Source organism: Huijunlia imazamoxiresistens (assembly GCF_037132455.1).
GTDB lineage: Bacteria > Bacteroidota > Bacteroidia > Chitinophagales > Chitinophagaceae > Flavisolibacter > Flavisolibacter imazamoxiresistens.
Window position 1 is genome coordinate 1 of the sequence record NZ_JBBBEI010000030.1, and the last position, 16,002, is coordinate 16,002.

Below are 16,002 nucleotides of genomic sequence, written 5' to 3' on the forward strand. Positions count from 1 at the left end.
CAAAATAAAGAAAAACCCAAGCCCCTTCCAATAGCTTAAAATAAAAAAGAGGCTGCCTACTTTTGAGACAGCCTCTTTGTTTTTGCCTGGCGTACCAGATTTCCAACCATTAAATAGAAAAAGTCCTGGCCTAGGGTACCTGGAACAGTTCCAGCAGTTGGCGGGCCTGGCGTTCGTTGTCGGCTTCTTCCAGCATGTGGTGCAGGTCCAGCAGTTCCTCTTCCGACAGGATCAATTTGCAGGCCTCGTGGTTGGTGTGGAGCATAATGTTCTTGGCCGCCTTGTTCGGGCAGGGAATGTACTCCCGCAGGGTGCAGCGCACCTGCCGGTGCAGCTGGTCGAACCCGTCCGGGTCGAGGGTCAGCACGAGGTTGCCGAAGCCTATTTGCAGCTTGGCGCAATCGGGGCAGCGGACAACATAGCCTACCTGCTGGTCGTGATACAACGTCTGGATCTGGCACATGGGGTGTTTTTGTCCAAATTTGAACCTCCTTTTCCGCAACGGCTTTTTAAATAGGGAAAAACTGTTTACCAATTACGGAATAGATGATCCGCTGTTGCCATTCCTTAGCGGCGGGCCGGCGGTTGTTCGCGGGCCAGCGGTGCCGTGCGGACCACCCGGCCGTCGGCGCCCACCACCCGCAGGCGGTAGCGGCTCCGGCCCGGCCAGGGGGTGAGGCCCAGGGAGTAGGACCGGGGCCGGCGGCTGTCGCCCCGGCCCCGAACCGAATCGGCGGCCTGGTAGCGCCCGCCGTTGCGCGCCCGTTCCAGCACCAGCCAGGTGGTGTTCATTTCGTAGGTCGTTTGCCAGTGGAAGCGCAGCCGGTTGCCCGCCACTACCGCCCGGAAATTCCGGACGATCGCGGGCCGGGCCAGCAGGCGGGTGTCGTAGCGGGCCAGCACCGGGTAGTGGTCCGTAGTGGTGGCGCCGTAGCTGCGCACCCAGCCCGCCACGTAGGTAGCCACCTGCGCCGACTGCGGCACGTAGGCCACGCCCATTTCATTGGAGGCCACCTGGTGGTCAATCATATTGTCATTGGATACGGTGGAGCGCTGCCCCCCCTGGCTCAGGGGCAGCGTGGGAAAGGCGTAGCGGGCCGTGTCGGCGGTAAAGTCGCTGTACGACGACATCCCGCCGGGAATGCCCGGGGCGATGGTGGCGTCCAGGTCGTCGTTGAAATCGCCCAGCAGCAGTACCGGGCTGAAGGGGAATTGCCGGTCGAGGCTGTCCTTCAGCTCCCGCGCCCCGTTGCGGCGGCGCTCCCAGGACAGGGTCTTTTCGGCCGGCGTGCCGGTATTGGCCTTGCCATGGAGCAGCACCAGCACGATCTCGGTGGTGGCGCCTTCCAGCGTGACGGCCGCCTGCATCAGGAAGGGGAAGCGGCCGCTGGACCAGTTATGGCCCGCCTGGGGGCTGCCGCCGCTGCGCAGCACGCCCCTGGTGCCGCGGTTGGTGACCACCGACCGGCGGTACACAAAGCACAGCTTCTGGCTTGCGGCATAGTCGGTATCACTGGGATTGTCGGCATAGGAGCCGTAGGGGGCCAGGGCGTAGCCATAGCCCGGAAGGGCGGCCACCAGCTGCTTCAGGCGAGCCGTGTCCACCACTTCCGAAAGCGCATATACGTCGGCGTTGAGCCGCTTCAGGATGGTCAGCACGTTCTGTTGCTGCAGGCTGTCGTTGGCCGGGTCCATTTTGGGGCTTCCGAACCATTCCACGTTCCAGTTGACCACTTTCAGCGAGCGCAGGCTGGTACCTGCAAGGGGGACGGCTGCCTGGCGGATGGTGCCGGTGCGGCCCTGCAACGTTCCGCTGTAAGCGGTATGGGCCGCGGACGGGTTGAAACGGACGTACAGCTTTTGCGGACCGCGGGCAAAGGCTGCCTTTGGGAGCACCACCTGCCGGCCGAAGTGCAGGCTGTCGGCAGAAAGGCGGAAACCGGCAGGAGCGGTAAAGGTGAGGGGAGTGGAGAGGTTGTAGTCCTCCACCGTCAGCGCCTGAACGGGCGAAGCCGTGCCTGCCCGCGCATAGTCGAAATCAAGCCTTGCGGGCGACGTCCGTACCACCGGCTGCGGCGCCCTGCCGGTGGTGATCGTCACGTTGTCGACGGTCCAGCGCGAGGCGCCCCTGCCGGGAGCCGAGGTGTACACAAAGGCCAGGTACACCTTTGGGGCCGCCACCGCGGACAGGTCTATTTCGGCCGAGGAGGTCCATTGCGCGGAATTGGGGGCGGGAAAATGCCCGTCGATCTCCGTCCAGGTAAAATTCTTCGGGTCGCCGGTACCGTTATAGTCCTTCGATGCCACCAGTTTCAGGGAGGGGCCTTCAAAGGCCGAGACCGAAGAAAAGGAAAGCACCGGGTAAGCGGTACCCGACAGGTCGAGGGCAGGGGAGATGAGCCAGTCCTCGTTTGTGGCGGCGCCGCCCTGGGCAAAGCCGTTGATCTGCACCCCGCCGGTGCCGTCTTCCCCAAAGGTGGGCACGCAGCTCCAGGTCTGCGCCCCCAGGACGCTGTACTGGCTAAAACCGCCCAGCGGAAGGGCCGCGCAGTTGTTGAAATCAACGGAGAGCGGGACGGCCGCGGGGCGGGCGCCCTGTGCCTTCAGTAAAGAAGGCGTTGCCATCGTGGAAAAGAACACAACGAGCAAGAACAGAACGCTGCGCATGGCGGTGAAGTTTGCGGGTGATGCTTAAAGGTAGGAAACCTTATGGCAACTGCCGGTGAGGGATCGTACCCGGAACCCTGCCTGCCGGTAGTTACCTTGCCAGGACCTTGCTGATAGCGGAGATCGCAGGCGCAAAGAAATAGCCGCCTCCCGTTGGCGTTACCCATTCCTCGTGGAAGCGGATGCGCAGGGGGCCGGCAGGGGCCGGGAATTCGATAAACCGCTCCCGGCCCGCCGCGCCGCCGTTTTGTCCAATAATGGGATCGTGCCCGCCAAAATTGGGCTGCACCGGGGAATTGCACCACCGGCGCTGTAAAAATTCGAACTGGTGCTCCATGCTGCCCGCATAGCTGAGGAACATCAGTCCCCGTTCCTGTTGCAGAAGGTCCTTGCCGGGATTTTTGATCCCGATCACCGGCGGACCATAAGGAATGCCTCTTCGCAGGATCGTCCGGGCCAGGTTGTCCTGGGGTTTGCCCAGGTCGGTGGCGCTGTCACGCGGGTTCACCTTGCGGATGTGGGCGAAATGAGGACATACGGAGGCGAGAAAATCTCCCATGCCCTGCGGAAAGGCATCGCCGGGATAGCCGGGCACCGCATGGAGATCGGCGGGGCGGGCGGGATCGTCAAAAAGGAAATGGTTATTGGCAAAGGTATCGGCTCCAAGTGCAGGGGCATCGGCTTCGGGACTGCGCAGGATGGGGGCGCCGCTCGGCCACCGGCCAATGAGCATGGCCGCGACCTTATCCGGGCTGAGCCCGGCATGGGTGGCGGTAAGGAAAACGAAGTTCCAGAAGGCGGGAACATCCTGTTGCAGCCTTCGGACCACCAGGTAGGAGCCCCGGGCGGCCCATTTCGGAAAATCACCGGCCGGCGGGACGGGATGATAGAGGTGGTCGGTACCCTGGCGTTGTTCGCCGAGTAAAAACTGTCCCGGCCAGGCCAGTAATTGTCCCGGCTTGGCGAAAAACAGCCTCCGGGGGTCTTTTGGGGAAAAATACCGGGGCGTGATGTAGTCGCCGGGAGCTGTGGATAGCTTGCCCCGGATGCCCGGCTGGGAAACGCCGTCCTTGAACCCGAAGTGTTCGTGGCCGCGGAAGTTGCCGGGAAGGGTATCACCGCGCTGGTGACAAATCAGCTGCAGGCCGGCGCCTTCTGCCTTTTTGAGGACCACGTCCACCGTTTCTTCCAGCAGTGCAGGGCTGTCCGAGGCCACGATGACGACTATATCCGCTTCGTTATGGGGGCCGCCGACCACCCAGTGGGAGGGGTGTCCTTTATGAGCAGGATCCGTCGGGTCTCCCAAAAGGGCGGAGCGCTGTGCCAGTCCCTGGCGAAAGCTTTGGTCGCCAAAAGCATCGGCCTCTTTGGCACTTTCCAGTAAAGCAATGGCGCGGTGGGAAAAGGCGATATTGATCCAGGTGGAGCACAGCATGGTAATGGGTTCCCCCACTTTCAGCTTCAGGGCACGGAACAGCCGCCGGAAGGCCAGTACTTCTTCCATGGAGGCCAGGAAGGGGACGATCCACTTTAAAAAGACTTTGCCTTTTTTGGGGTCGCCGATGGAAAAAAACAGGAAGGTCTGGTGGTCTTTATTGAAGCCCGGGATGATGTTTCCCTGGATATCGTCCTGGGCGGCGGAGTCGTACACCGGTTCGGGGTCCGATCCCGGGACGTCTTCCTTGACCGTTGGCGTCAGGATCGGGATTTTGATGTCTTTCGGTTCGGGGGCGGGGATAAACTTAAAATTGGCGATCAGTTTCTCCACGGCTTTCCGGTCCGTTTGTGCAGCAGGGATGGTAACTTCTTTCATATGGTTCGTCGATAAAGGGTCATGTCTTTGCAGGTCGGTGTTTTTTATTTCGTTGCCGGTGCGCCCATCGTGCTGGTAAGACTTACGGTAACCAGTTCCGCCAGCTGGCCGCCATACGTGATCGGGCGCCCCCCGATGCGGAGGTCGCCTACCACGAAGCCCAAAGAAGCAGGCACTTCGTATTCCAGGCGCAGCACCATTCCCGGTGTTCCGCGTACGATGCGCCAGTAGTTTTCCGCAGGACTGCCGTCGGGATGGGTGATGCCGCTGTTATCCCAGCCGGCTATATAAAGGCCGATGGGATTTTTCAGGCTCACGGATAGCCCTTTCCGGATCAGCATATGGATATCGAAGGAAATCCTTGGATCTGCGGACGTCAGGCGGTCCGCCAGTGCCGGGCGCGCCTCGTAGTTGTCGTTGTAGGGGGCAGGAGATTTCACGGCATCCCGGGAAAGACCGATGGCCGCGTTAAAGGAATTGGCCGGGTGGATATAATGGACAATACCGTGGGTCGTGTTCCATTTATTGAATTTGTTGTACACCCCCTTCGTGTGCAGGTCCTTTTCCATTACTTCAGGGCTCACCAGTTCCCGGTACAGGCGCACCACCGCCTCCCGGTCCACGGCCCAGAGTTCCTGGTAATAGTCGGCGGTTTCGGTGACGAAGGTGACTTTGGTAATTTTGCCTCCCGACCGGTCCGCTTTCCATTCGAAGTATTCGATCTGGGGCATGCGCTGCGTTTCATCCGCGTCGGCGGTGATGAAGGCCGAGGACCCGTCGCCGCTTTGGGCGCCGTTCTGAAGCAGTTCCCGGGGAAAGCCCATCCAGGTCATTGGCTTTTCGGCATGAACGGGAAGGTCGGTAAGGGTAGGGTTGTAAAAAACGCCGCCACCGTTTCCTTTGCGGGTCCTGCCCATGAGTCCGGAAATAAAGGCGCTCCAGCGGTCGTAGAAGGGGGAGCCGGCGGGAACGTCCTGTAAATGGGCGGGGGGGTCAAAGCGTGGTAAAGGGGGCATATGGTTTTTGTTTCGTTTTCCGATGAAACAGGTCCGGATCCGCGTCCGGACCGTTTGCGGGAAAGGTTTCCGCCTCCCGCTCCTGATGCGTTGGCCAGGAGGTTCGTAAAGTAAACAAAACACGTTGTGTATGCAAATTTTCGAAGCTTCCTAACAGGCGCGGAAGCGGGAATCGAAAGGATGGCCTTTTCCACTCATTTTTCAAGTAAGTAGGCATAAAGCCCAAAAATGCATCATGGTTTTTTGGCATTTTTGGGTCGAAGTGCAATGGCAGGGGCATGGCTGTAACAAGCTTTTTGAGTACACCATGAATATATTAACTTTAGCTGCCAAACAAAACCGGTTTGTGACTCAGCAGGCGAAGCTTTGCGCCTAGGTGGCGCTTTTTATTAGGCGCATTTTGGGTATTCAAATTGGTGATGATACGTTATTGTAGTAGTTGGTTTGGGCATGCGTTCAGGATGGCAAATTTAAATACTCCAAATGCGAATTTGTAAGTGTGTGATTATGTGGTAATTGGTAAAAGATGAGCGGAAAAGTAAACGAATGCGTAAGTTCGGAAAATAACAGTTGGCTGAAATGCCTGGGGGCAACCTTTTATGGAAAATAAGTAGATTTGTAGCCATCCAGCAGTATGACATTAATTGACCAACATACAAGGGAGATTCGGGAACTGTGCTTAAAGCATGGGGTTAGACGTCTCTATGCCTTTGGTTCAGTTCTTACTGATCAGCTAAAGCAGGATAGCGATGTTGACTTTCTTGTTGTATTTGAGCCTATAGAACTCGCCAAATATGCTGACAACTACTTCAATTTGAAATTTGCTTTAGAAGATACACTTCATCGTCCTGTTGATCTTTTGGAAGAGAAGGCAATTAAAAACCCTTTTTTCAAGCAGGCAATAGAAAAACAGCTCCGCCTTATTTATGGATATAGAGATTAAGACCTGGATCTATGATATCCTGGCATCAATTCAAGAGATTGATACTTTTATAGCAGATGTACCTGATTTTGCCACTTACCAAAACGACATAAAGACAAAAAGAGCCATAGAAAGAAACCTGGAGATCATTGGCGAAGCTATGAACAGAGTGCTGAAAAAAGATGCTTCAATCCAGTTTACCAACTCCCGAAGAATCGTAGAAACAAGAAATAGGATCATTCATGGCTATGATACGGTTTCTGATGAAATCTTATGGAGTATTATCTCAACCCATATCCCTATACTAAAACAAGAAGCAGAACGGTACTTGAGCGAATAGCACATCAGCCAACATTAGCTTAGTGAAAGCAGGGCTGATGAATATGGCTTCAAGATGTTATCCTTAATGAGCGACAGCAAATTTGTGAAGCGGCGGAATACAAATGCCCAGCCTTCACAAAGCTTTTAATCGTTGCCTGCAAGCTTATCATGAGACCTTACGAACTCACAAATGACCAAAGACGCTATTTCGGACTGACTCCGGTTGCAGACCAGTGGGACAGAGTTGTTTTAAGCGACATTGTCATCGTTTATTTTCACAAAAACAAAGTTGTAAAAGTTCTTAGCTATGAATTTGGCTATCTGGAATACGACACCGACATTGATACAGAAGACAGGAAAATTTTACTGCCAAAGACCGCAAGAGGAAGACCCCAGAATCTGACAATTTCAAGGTTGTTGAAAATTAAAGGTTGTGGTGTTCAATTCTCCGGTTCATTCTGGGGCGGCGGCATGACTGTCTACGACAACCGTAGAAACTTGTTTTTCATCAAAAGTTTTCCAGAGGACGGTTCTATTCAAACCTATCAGGACATTGACAACTGGATTGCCAATTACATACGAAGAGCATCTAAAGGCAATTTTGAATGGCTTGATAAGCAACTCACTAAAAAACGGTTAACGATAAAAGTAAAGGAAGGTGACTTTATCGCTTTTAAAATCGGACATAATGAATATGGATTTGCAAGAATTCTGCTTGATGTGTACAAAGCAAGGAAAGAAAACCTGCTTGTCAGCCCTAGAATAAATTATGTTCATCCCCGCTCTTTGCTTGTAGCACCTTATGCTTATTATGCAAATTCTTTGGACATTGATCTTGATGCAGTTGCGGCGAAGAAGACTTTGCCATCCTTGTTTATTTTCGATCTTGACGTGTACCGTGGAGAAATGCCTGTTGTGGGGCACAAGCCTTTAGGAGACAATGAGTTGAGAATACCATATCCGGCAGAGACATCAACAGCTATTACTATTCCATATTCAAAGACCGATATTGAGACATTCATTGCAACAAATGGGGCATCTCTAAATGCGTAAGGACAGAAGCCAGCAGGCAACATGGGTTTGGCGCAATACAGGCTGATGAACATAGGCTAAACAGTTGAAATTCTATATATCTTCATTGCAAAATTGAGGCTGACGAAACACCGAATACCGGTACTGCCGCAAAGCCCCCGAACGTCAAACTGTCTAAAAACTATTGCCATTTGAGTCTGTTCAAAGGGGGGAAAGTAAAAGAAACGTAGAACTTATGTGGCTGATCAACCAATTGGTGCCCGATCATAATACCATCTCGAATTTCAGAAAAGACAATGAAAAGGCTATTCGAAAAGTATTTCGCCACACGGTATCCATATCAAAACAGGGCTAAGGTTCTATTCTGTTTTTTCCTGCTTTTTACCTGTTCCAGGGAAAAGCAGCCGTATAATGCTTTATAGCGACTTCATTAATCCTTAAATTCGAGCAAAAGATCAGTTTTTAGACGAACTGACGTTAGCAGTAATTAAAAACCAATCTACACTAATTGAAATCTAAGTTACCTTCCAAAGCTTTGAAAATTGACTTCATCTTATTCTTATCATTTGGGGTACTCATCTGGATAGTAAATATCATTGTGCAGAGTAGTTTTCCTGGAAGCAACTTGTTCCCGTTTTTCATACGTTCGACAATATTGCTGTTTAATTTGATACTAACTTACTATTTGAATTTCAAGTTTAGCAGAAAAAACCTTTTGGTTTTCGATACACTGAAATTCAAACCCGGAGGTATTAAATACTATTTGGGTGGAATTGTATTAGGGTGCTTATTGATTGCAACAATTTGGACTATTGTTTATCTGATTTATCCATTTGAGATAAGAAAGAATCCCTATTCAAAAATCAATCTGGGCACTGATATAATCTCTTACAGTTTAGGTAATACCCTTGAAGAGTTATTATTCAGAGGCTTTATATTGGTAGCTTCTGTAAAGTTTTGGGGGCAAATAGGCGGTGTGCTCTTTGTGTCATTATTGTTTGGACTTTTTCATTTACAAGGAACTGGGCTAACAGCAAATGGGTTGAGCCTGGTTATGACGACTTTTACAATGTCATTGCTTTTTATTTCCGTTATTTACTTTACAACATCAATTTGGACAGCAGTCACACTTCATATAACTGGAAATGTTCTGTTGCATAGTTTAGGGTTTGATGGATCGAACTATGGAATATTTCAAATAAAATTTGCTGCTTCAAGTATAAATGGACTTGTTCTCACTTTGATATATGAAATTGTCGTAATTGCTTTTGCGTTAGCAATTTTTATAAAAGGGAAGAGCAAATATAAAATGCTCCTACCCGTGTATTTATGAAATTGTGGCTGTTGGTTAAACATTCGGCTTTATAATGCTGCGACGGGGGGACTTTCAGCCTAAACACGCTTTCCGGCTACGATTCCGGCTCAGCGAACAAATCCAAGCTTTTAATTCTTATCTTCAGCTTTAATGCAAATATGGCCTGAATTCCAGGGCGACGGATCATAGAATTCCGACACGAACCTTAAGCCCCGGACCGTTGTAAGCAACCAAGTAGATCCAATGAAAGTTAATAAATATATATTATGCGGAACCATTTCTTTGTGTTTTTATTTGGTAATAGACGAAGTATTTAAAGACTTGTTTGAAATTAGAAACAGCAACTTTTATTTTTATGTTCATAAATCCTCTGCTCTAATACTGGTTGCAATATTGTCCTTATTAGTTTTTGGACTTTATAAGTTGAGAAGTAACTGGAAATGGCTATTTATGTTACCTGTCTTTTTCTTCTTATTAGTTGTCACAGTAATTGAATTTCTTTTACCGGACTTTCCAAACCAAATAACCATAAAGGAGGATACGGAAATTCTATTTGTCGATAGATCCAATAAAAATAAGAAAATCATCCGACAAGCTTTTTGGACAGGTTTTACAGGAGATAGTTATCATTCTGATACCATAGAAGTGAATGAAATTAATGCTTACTTCAGAATATCTGCCTGTGTTCGTTCCGATACTTTGGGTAGTAATTGGATTAAATGTACCAAGCCATAATAAATGCGTAAAACGTGGTTTTGCAGCAATAGGTGCCCACGAATATGTTTTCAACGCAATTATGTTTAATCACCAACAGAAATAGAGTGAAGCTGAGGATTTCCAAAGGCCCTATCCACAGCAACACCCGTTCCGTTGACTGCAAGAAAAAGATCATTCCTAAATTGAAAGCGAAAACAAAGCGGCTAATTCCTCCTGAAGGTTCAAGGCGTAAGCGAGACTGGGACGAAATCATTGACTCTATATTATTCGTGCTCTTCATTTTATCATTGAGCTTTGTTGTTTGGGGAATCAATATTTACAGAAGAACAATCATTGAACCTAAGTATCTGTTTATTGTAGTTGGGATTGGAACCATTGTTGCTGCAGTTGTTTTATTGTTTGTAACAAGAGTGTTTCTCAATACCTTTTGGACCTTTGTAGGCTCCCCGCAATTTAGGTCCACTGTCGGGCAGAGATTTCTAATTGGTTTCCAAGGGTTTCCTCATCGCTTTATCCACTAAACGGCTCTCTTCAATTTTTAAGTGATTTTCGTTCGCCGTTTGTGGATAAAGCTGCGAACCCTCATTTTGGTTCCGAGTATGCTGCCCGACGTAAATAAGCGGTGAAAGATAACCCAGGGCTTTGTGCGGCCGTTCGGCGTTGTAATCCTCCCGCCATTCCTCGGCCATGATGCGCACCTCGTTTAAGCTATTGAATAAATAGGCATCCAGCAGTTCCCTGCGCATGCTGCCGTTCTTTCTTTCGATGTAGGCGTTCTGCATCGGCTTTCCCGGTTGGATGTACTGGAGGGTAATGCTTTGGCTCTCGCACCACTGTTGCAGCTTATGGGAAATGAACTCCGGCCCATTGTCCGAGCGGATATTGGCCGGTTTTCCCCTTTGCTCCACCAAGCGCTCCAGCACACGGATCACCCGAAGTGATGGCAGGGACGTATCCACCTCGATGGCCAGCGATTCCCGGTTGAAGTCATCAATAATGTTGAGCAGGCGGAATTTACGACCGTCCACCAGGCTGTCGCTCATAAAGTCGATGCTCCATACCTGGTTGGGTGCTGTTGGCACCGCCAGGGGCTGTTTTACCCGTTCCGGAAGGCGTTTCTTTGACCTTCTGCGTATGTTCAGTTTCATCTCCGTATAAACTCTGTAAATCCGTTTATGATTCCAGGCACAGCCCTTGTTTTTCAGTCGGTAATAGCACTGCCAAAAGCCAATGGCCGCATGTTTTGTGGTAAGGGCCGTCAGGGCGTCCTGCACCTCGTGATCGTCTTTGGGTTTCGCTTTGTACTGATAGGTGCTTCGGGATATGCCCATCAGCCTGCACGCCTTTCGGTTACTAAGCTGCTCTTCCCCGGTAAGGAAATCGACAGCTTCCCGCTTTACCTGGGGCGTTAGAACTTTTTTTCAATGAGGTTCTTCAGGGCTCGGTTCTCAATGCTTAGCTCGGCGAACATCTTTTTGAGTTCGGCATTCTCTCTCTCCAGGTCTTTCATTTTGACGATATCTGAGGTTTCCATGCCGCCGTACTTCGACTTCCACGCGTAAAACGTGGCCTCGCTGATTCCCAGCTCACGGGTGATATCTTTTACGGTGACGCCGGCTTCCTGTTTTTTCAATGCGGCTACGATCTGTGCTTCGGTAAACTTGACTTTTTTCATGTTTCAGGTTTTAAAGATAACAATCTCATCAGTTGTGATCTCTATACCCGAGTGGCCGAAATCCGGGGAAGCCGACAGCGGGAATGCTTACTTTTTGACTCTTTATCTGAATAGGGAATTCGCGGAAAAGGAAGTCACTGCGGATATTTTTGTCATTAAGGAGACAGGGAATTTGGCGAAAGGAAAAGGCGGGAGTTGTCGCAGCCCTTACGTGATGATTGACTTTTACGGCTGTGAGAAACAGTTGGTTTTTGATTGTGAGTACCAGGAAATCGTTCATGACTACAAGAAAGTGAAGTTAGATTATTTCAAAGGCGTTTTTGGCTTTCCTGTCGTTCAAAGTCAAACGCTGCTACCATGAACTGCAGCAGCCAACATCTGGTTTTGCGCCTGGGCGGGGCTATTGACGTAACTTCAGCTTTTACCCGCTGTTCGGTTGCCGTTCCGGCAGGACGAAAAATGCCAGGCTTAAAATTCTTACCTTCAGCAATAGAAAGTCAGGCTGCAACCCTGGGGCGATTAGTCACGGAATGTCGCCACGGACGCAACGCCCCTGAACGCTGTTGGGCGCAATTCATCCTTCAATTAAAGATGCATTAAAGGATGAGCCGCCATGTGCTAAATATAAAAATATAACCTCATGAATACAGAAACTCCATTGGCAGCCGTACAGCAATACATTGATGCTTTCAATCGGGGGGACGCTCTTGCAATGGCTGCTATTTTCGATGCCCGGGGTCAGATCCTGGATGGTATGGCGCCGCATGTTTGGCAAGGCGCGACTGCGGCTTTGGACTGGTATAGGGATGTTTTGGCGGAAGGCGAGGCGCATGGCGCTTCCGGCTATTTTGTGACGCTTGGCGAACCTTTGCACAACAATGTGACTAAAGACAGCGCCTATGTTGTCCTGCCAGCTACCATGAGGTTCGACCTCAAGGGCACGCAGGTAGTGCAGTCGGGAGCCGTTTTTACGGTCGCGCTGCGGAAAACAGGGGATGGTTGGCGTGTGGCTGCCTGGGCGTGGGCAAAAGGAGCGAACAAAGGTATGTGATGGATAGAAATGCCTTTAATTGGATCAGACATTGCACGCAACAGGAATATTTGCTAAAGCAGGGCTGGACAGAATTGCATCAGTAATGATCAGGCATTAGCAGTAAGCTTCAAGTATGGAGCAACGTTTTAGGTTGGAGTATTGTCATTCTGGAAACGTTTCTTAAAATGCAGCTGTTAACAACTTTGACGATATGCTGTTTGGCATTTTTCTTCTGTACAAAAATGCAAAAATTTCTTTGGATCTGAATTTATTTAAGAACAACAGGTAAAACGAACTTATGATTTACGGGCGCGGCCAAACAGCGATTTAAATATAATCTTCTGGTACCATTAAACTTCGTTATTCTATTAGCTGTTGTACGTAGTGGGCCTGAAGTTTCATAAATATCCTCAAGGACAGCAATTTATTGACGTTGTATGACATTTTAATATGCAGACCAGGACTATATTGATCCTTGCAAATATTGTTTACCTAGCAGTGCTGGCGCTATTTCTGATGGACGGTTTTACCAGCTTTAACATTAAGAGCCAACTTATCAAATACTTTGTCTATTTAGGACTTTTCATCGGGGCGCCTGCCATTTTAATAGGCAATGCAATTTCTTTTCAACCTGTATACAAAAGAATCCTAAGCCTGATATTGCCCATCCTGGCACTAATTCTAATTTTTTTTATCGGTCCACTGGAAATTGTATTTGCTGCAGGGGCATGGCGGACCCAGACAGTAATTTATCAAAACATACGTTCTAGTTTTAACAAAGTGGAGTTTCAAATGCGGGGCAGAGGTGCTTTGGGCTACAACAGGCGGACAGTTGAGGTGCTTTATTTGACGCCACTTTTTATGGTGATAAGGCCTGTGCCCAGGGACATTGATACAGATGTAGAATGGATAAAAGTTGACAAAGAGGTTAATGAATTAGGACTTAAGTAGCTATACGGCAAAATGCCATAATCAGCCTTTCACCGAACCTCCAACGTCAACGATGGCGTGTAGCGTTTTGTGAAGGCTCCTCTGTACGGAGCAATACCCAACGGCGACTTCGACCGTCTAATGGATATTCCGGATTAAATAACAAAAATCGCAAAGCATTATGGGGCAAAAGCATTTTCCTGTCTTTCATAAGCAGAATATTAATTAAGTAATATTTTAATATTTTTGTTTATGATTTGGGGTAGCGTTCAGGGTGTCCTTTTATATCAGTCCCTTGGGCCAGCCTCAGGCAATGAACCGTTATGCAGGCACCTCCAAAATACGATTTTGAAGGAAAAGTGGCGCTGGTCACCGGCGCCTCTTCGGGTATCGGCCTGGCCACCGCAACTTTATTTGCCGAAGCGGGGGCTTTTGTGGCTTTATGCGCTGTAAAAGAAGCAAAGCTGATGGGGCAGGTCGGGAAGCTCAAAGCGGCGGGTCACCAGGTGATCGGCATTCCCTGCGATGTTTCGGATGGCGCGCAGGTGGAACGGATGTTCGGAAAAATCCTGGATACCTTCGGCCCCGTGGACCTCGCCGTCAACAATGCCGGGATTGTTCTAGCCGGCCCCACCCACGAGGTGTCGGAAGAGGATTGGCACCGCGTCCTCGAGGTGAACCTTACCGGTGCCTGGCGGTGCCTGCAACACGAGATCCGCCAAATGCTCCAAAAGGGGGGAGGGGCCATCGTCAATGTCTCTTCGGCAGGCGCCTTTATTGCCGCCCCCGGCCTTGCCGCCTATACCGCCAGCAAACACGCCCTGGTCGGCCTGACAAAGGTGGCGGCACTGGAATATGCGGCACAAAACATCCGCATCAACGCGGTTTGCCCGGGCTGGATCCTCACGCCGCTGACCCAACCCTTATTTGACCAGCCGGAAATAAGGGCACGCAATCTGACCACCATACCGATGGGGCGTACCGGGGACCCGGCGGAGGTAGCCGAAGCGGTTGCCTGGCTCTGCTCCGACGGGGCTTCGCTGGTCACCGCCGCCACGCTGATCGTGGACGGAGGGCGTACCGCACTTTAATATTTATTAGCCCGGCACAGGCGGTAAAATAATCCATCATTACAGTAAAAAGTTATATTTCCAGTGGCCGGGGTTCGGCTAACTTTACGCGGCTCATAATCCGAGCTTTATACCGGGCCGACAGGCCATTATCGCATTGCCATGGAAAGAATTTTTGCCAAATACTTCATTGAAACGCCGCTGCAGCCTGAAAAGGCGGCGGCCATCCTGGCCGGGGAACAGTCCTCCGGCACCTTTGTAGCCGTTCCCGGTGAAACCGAAGACCTCAAAGCGCGCTTTGCCGCCCGGGTGGAAAACATCCGGTTGATCGGGTCGGTACCCGAGCCCGCCATTCCCGGCGACGCCAGCCGCAACGAACTGTACCACCGCGCCCTGGTGGAAGTGTCCTGGTCGGTAGAGAATTTCGGCTACAACCTGCCGGTACTGGTCTCCACCCTGCAAGGCAACCTGTACGAGCTGGCACAGTTTACCGGCCTGAAGCTGATGGACCTCGAGGTGCCCGCCGCCTATGCCGCCCATTTCCGCGGGCCCGCCTTCGGCATCGAAGGCTCGCGCCGCCTCACCGGCGTCCACGGCCGGCCCCTGATCGGCACCATCATCAAGCCCAGCATCGGTATGTCGCCCGAAACCACCGCCGCCCTGGTACAATCCCTCGTTTCCGCCGGTATCGACTTCATCAAGGACGACGAGCTCATGGGCTCGCCGGCCAACTCGCCCTTCGACCAGCGGGTGGACGCCATCATGCGGGTAATCAACGACCATGCCCAAAAGACCGGCAAAAAGGTCATGTACGCCTTCAACATCAGCGACGAGCTGGACGAGATGCAGCGCCACTACGACAAGCTGGTGGCCGCCGGCGGCACCTGCGCCATGGTCAGCGTCAACAGCGTGGGCCTGTCCGGGGTAAAAAAGATCTGCGACCGCGGTGAGCTGGCCATCCACGGCCACCGCAACGGCTGGGGCATGCTGAACCGCCACCCCCTGCTCGGCATCGAGTTCCCGGCCTACCAGAAGCTCTGGCGCCTGGCCGGCGTGGACCAGCTCCATGTCAACGGCATTCAAAATAAATTCTGGGAGTCCGACGACTCGGTGGTGCGTTCCATCGAGTCCTGCCTGCAGCCCCTGGGCGACCAGCCGCTGCTGCTGCCCGTGGTTTCCTCGGGCCAGTGGGGCGGGCAGGCACCCGAAACCTTCCGCCGTACCCAGACCACCGACCTGCTCTACATGGCCGGCGGCGGCATCCTGGCACACCCCGACGGCCCCGCCGGCGGAGTGCGGGCCCTCCAGCAGGCCTGGGAAGGCGCCGTCCAGGGCATGACCCTCGAGCAGGCCGCCCAACATTACCCGGAATTCGGCCGGTCCGTGGAGAAGTTTGGGAAGAAAAGTTCCTGAGTTAAAAGTTTAGGGTTTACAAGTTTACGAGTTCGGGTTGGAAGTTTGGGTTTTGGTTTTTAAGTTGCTGCCCGGGAG

14 protein-coding genes and 1 pseudogene are annotated in these 16,002 nt (G+C 51.3%); 10 read left to right on the top strand and 5 right to left on the bottom strand.

Going from position 1 to position 16,002, the window contains the following annotated elements; all coding sequences use genetic code 11:
* Positions 1–130 precede the first annotated feature (130 nt).
* From V9K67_RS23155 to V9K67_RS23170, 4 genes are all read right to left on the bottom strand, one after another.
* On the bottom strand, positions 131–463 hold the full coding sequence (locus V9K67_RS23155) for a DUF6686 family protein (protein ID WP_336726767.1): 333 nt from the start codon (positions 461–463) through the stop codon (positions 131–133).
* Positions 464–567: 104 nt separating this feature from the next.
* The gene (locus V9K67_RS23160; RefSeq protein WP_336726768.1) at positions 568–2,667 is read right to left on the bottom strand and encodes a choice-of-anchor J domain-containing protein; all 2,100 of its coding nucleotides are present in this window, start codon (positions 2,665–2,667) and stop codon (positions 568–570) included.
* A gap of 91 nt (positions 2,668–2,758) precedes the next feature.
* On the bottom strand, positions 2,759–4,480 hold the full coding sequence (locus V9K67_RS23165; RefSeq protein WP_336726770.1) for a Dyp-type peroxidase: 1,722 nt from the start codon (positions 4,478–4,480) through the stop codon (positions 2,759–2,761).
* A gap of 44 nt (positions 4,481–4,524) precedes the next feature.
* Positions 4,525–5,496: a hypothetical protein gene (locus tag V9K67_RS23170; RefSeq protein ID WP_336726773.1), complete on the bottom strand. Its 972-nt coding sequence runs from the start codon at positions 5,494–5,496 to the stop codon at positions 4,525–4,527.
* Positions 5,497–6,130: 634 nt separating this feature from the next.
* Here V9K67_RS23170 and V9K67_RS23175 point away from each other — a divergent pair.
* The 5 genes from V9K67_RS23175 to V9K67_RS23200 all read left to right on the top strand — a co-directional run bounded on the left by V9K67_RS23175 (position 6,131) and on the right by V9K67_RS23200 (position 9,821).
* Positions 6,131–6,439 carry a nucleotidyltransferase family protein gene (locus V9K67_RS23175; protein ID WP_336726775.1) on the top strand — a complete coding sequence of 103 codons (309 nt, stop codon included), beginning with the start codon at positions 6,131–6,133 and terminating at the stop codon, positions 6,437–6,439.
* Complete coding sequence (locus V9K67_RS23180) at positions 6,423–6,758, top strand: HepT-like ribonuclease domain-containing protein (RefSeq protein ID WP_336726778.1); 336 nt, start codon at positions 6,423–6,425, stop codon at positions 6,756–6,758. The genes V9K67_RS23175 and V9K67_RS23180 overlap by 17 nt, the downstream gene beginning before the upstream one ends.
* Before the next feature lie 149 nt (positions 6,759–6,907).
* Positions 6,908–7,792 (top strand): immunity 26/phosphotriesterase HocA family protein, encoded by an 885-nt coding sequence (locus V9K67_RS23185; protein WP_336726781.1) that lies wholly within the window; start codon positions 6,908–6,910, stop codon positions 7,790–7,792.
* Between the two features lie 664 nt (positions 7,793–8,456).
* The gene (locus V9K67_RS23195; protein ID WP_336726784.1) at positions 8,457–9,104 is read left to right on the top strand and encodes a CPBP family intramembrane glutamic endopeptidase; all 648 of its coding nucleotides are present in this window, start codon (positions 8,457–8,459) and stop codon (positions 9,102–9,104) included.
* Positions 9,105–9,329: 225 nt separating this feature from the next.
* Positions 9,330–9,821 (top strand): hypothetical protein, encoded by a 492-nt coding sequence (locus V9K67_RS23200; protein ID WP_336726787.1) that lies wholly within the window; start codon positions 9,330–9,332, stop codon positions 9,819–9,821.
* Positions 9,822–10,402: 581 nt separating this feature from the next.
* On the opposite strand, the pseudogene V9K67_RS23205 reads toward V9K67_RS23200, so the two are convergent.
* Positions 10,403–11,478, bottom strand: a pseudogene (locus V9K67_RS23205) (IS3 family transposase); the annotation flags it as partial.
* On the opposite strand from V9K67_RS23205, the gene V9K67_RS23210 reads away from it, so the two are divergent.
* From V9K67_RS23210 to V9K67_RS23230, 5 genes are all read left to right on the top strand, one after another.
* The gene (locus V9K67_RS23210; protein WP_336726790.1) at positions 11,477–11,839 is read left to right on the top strand and encodes a hypothetical protein; all 363 of its coding nucleotides are present in this window, start codon (positions 11,477–11,479) and stop codon (positions 11,837–11,839) included. The pseudogene V9K67_RS23205 and the gene V9K67_RS23210 sit on opposite strands and share 2 nt — an antisense overlap.
* 279 nt (positions 11,840–12,118) lie before the next feature.
* On the top strand, positions 12,119–12,529 hold the full coding sequence (locus V9K67_RS23215) for a YybH family protein (RefSeq protein ID WP_336726793.1): 411 nt from the start codon (positions 12,119–12,121) through the stop codon (positions 12,527–12,529).
* A 432-nt stretch (positions 12,530–12,961) separates the two neighbouring features.
* Positions 12,962–13,462 (top strand): hypothetical protein, encoded by a 501-nt coding sequence (locus tag V9K67_RS23220; RefSeq protein WP_336726796.1) that lies wholly within the window; start codon positions 12,962–12,964, stop codon positions 13,460–13,462.
* 302 nt (positions 13,463–13,764) lie between these two features.
* Positions 13,765–14,532, top strand: coding sequence for an SDR family NAD(P)-dependent oxidoreductase (locus tag V9K67_RS23225; RefSeq protein ID WP_336726799.1), 768 nt, complete (start codon positions 13,765–13,767; stop codon positions 14,530–14,532).
* Positions 14,533–14,673: 141 nt separating this feature from the next.
* Complete coding sequence (locus V9K67_RS23230; RefSeq protein ID WP_336726802.1) at positions 14,674–15,924, top strand: ribulose-bisphosphate carboxylase large subunit family protein; 1,251 nt, start codon at positions 14,674–14,676, stop codon at positions 15,922–15,924.
* Positions 15,925–16,002 lie beyond the last annotated feature (78 nt).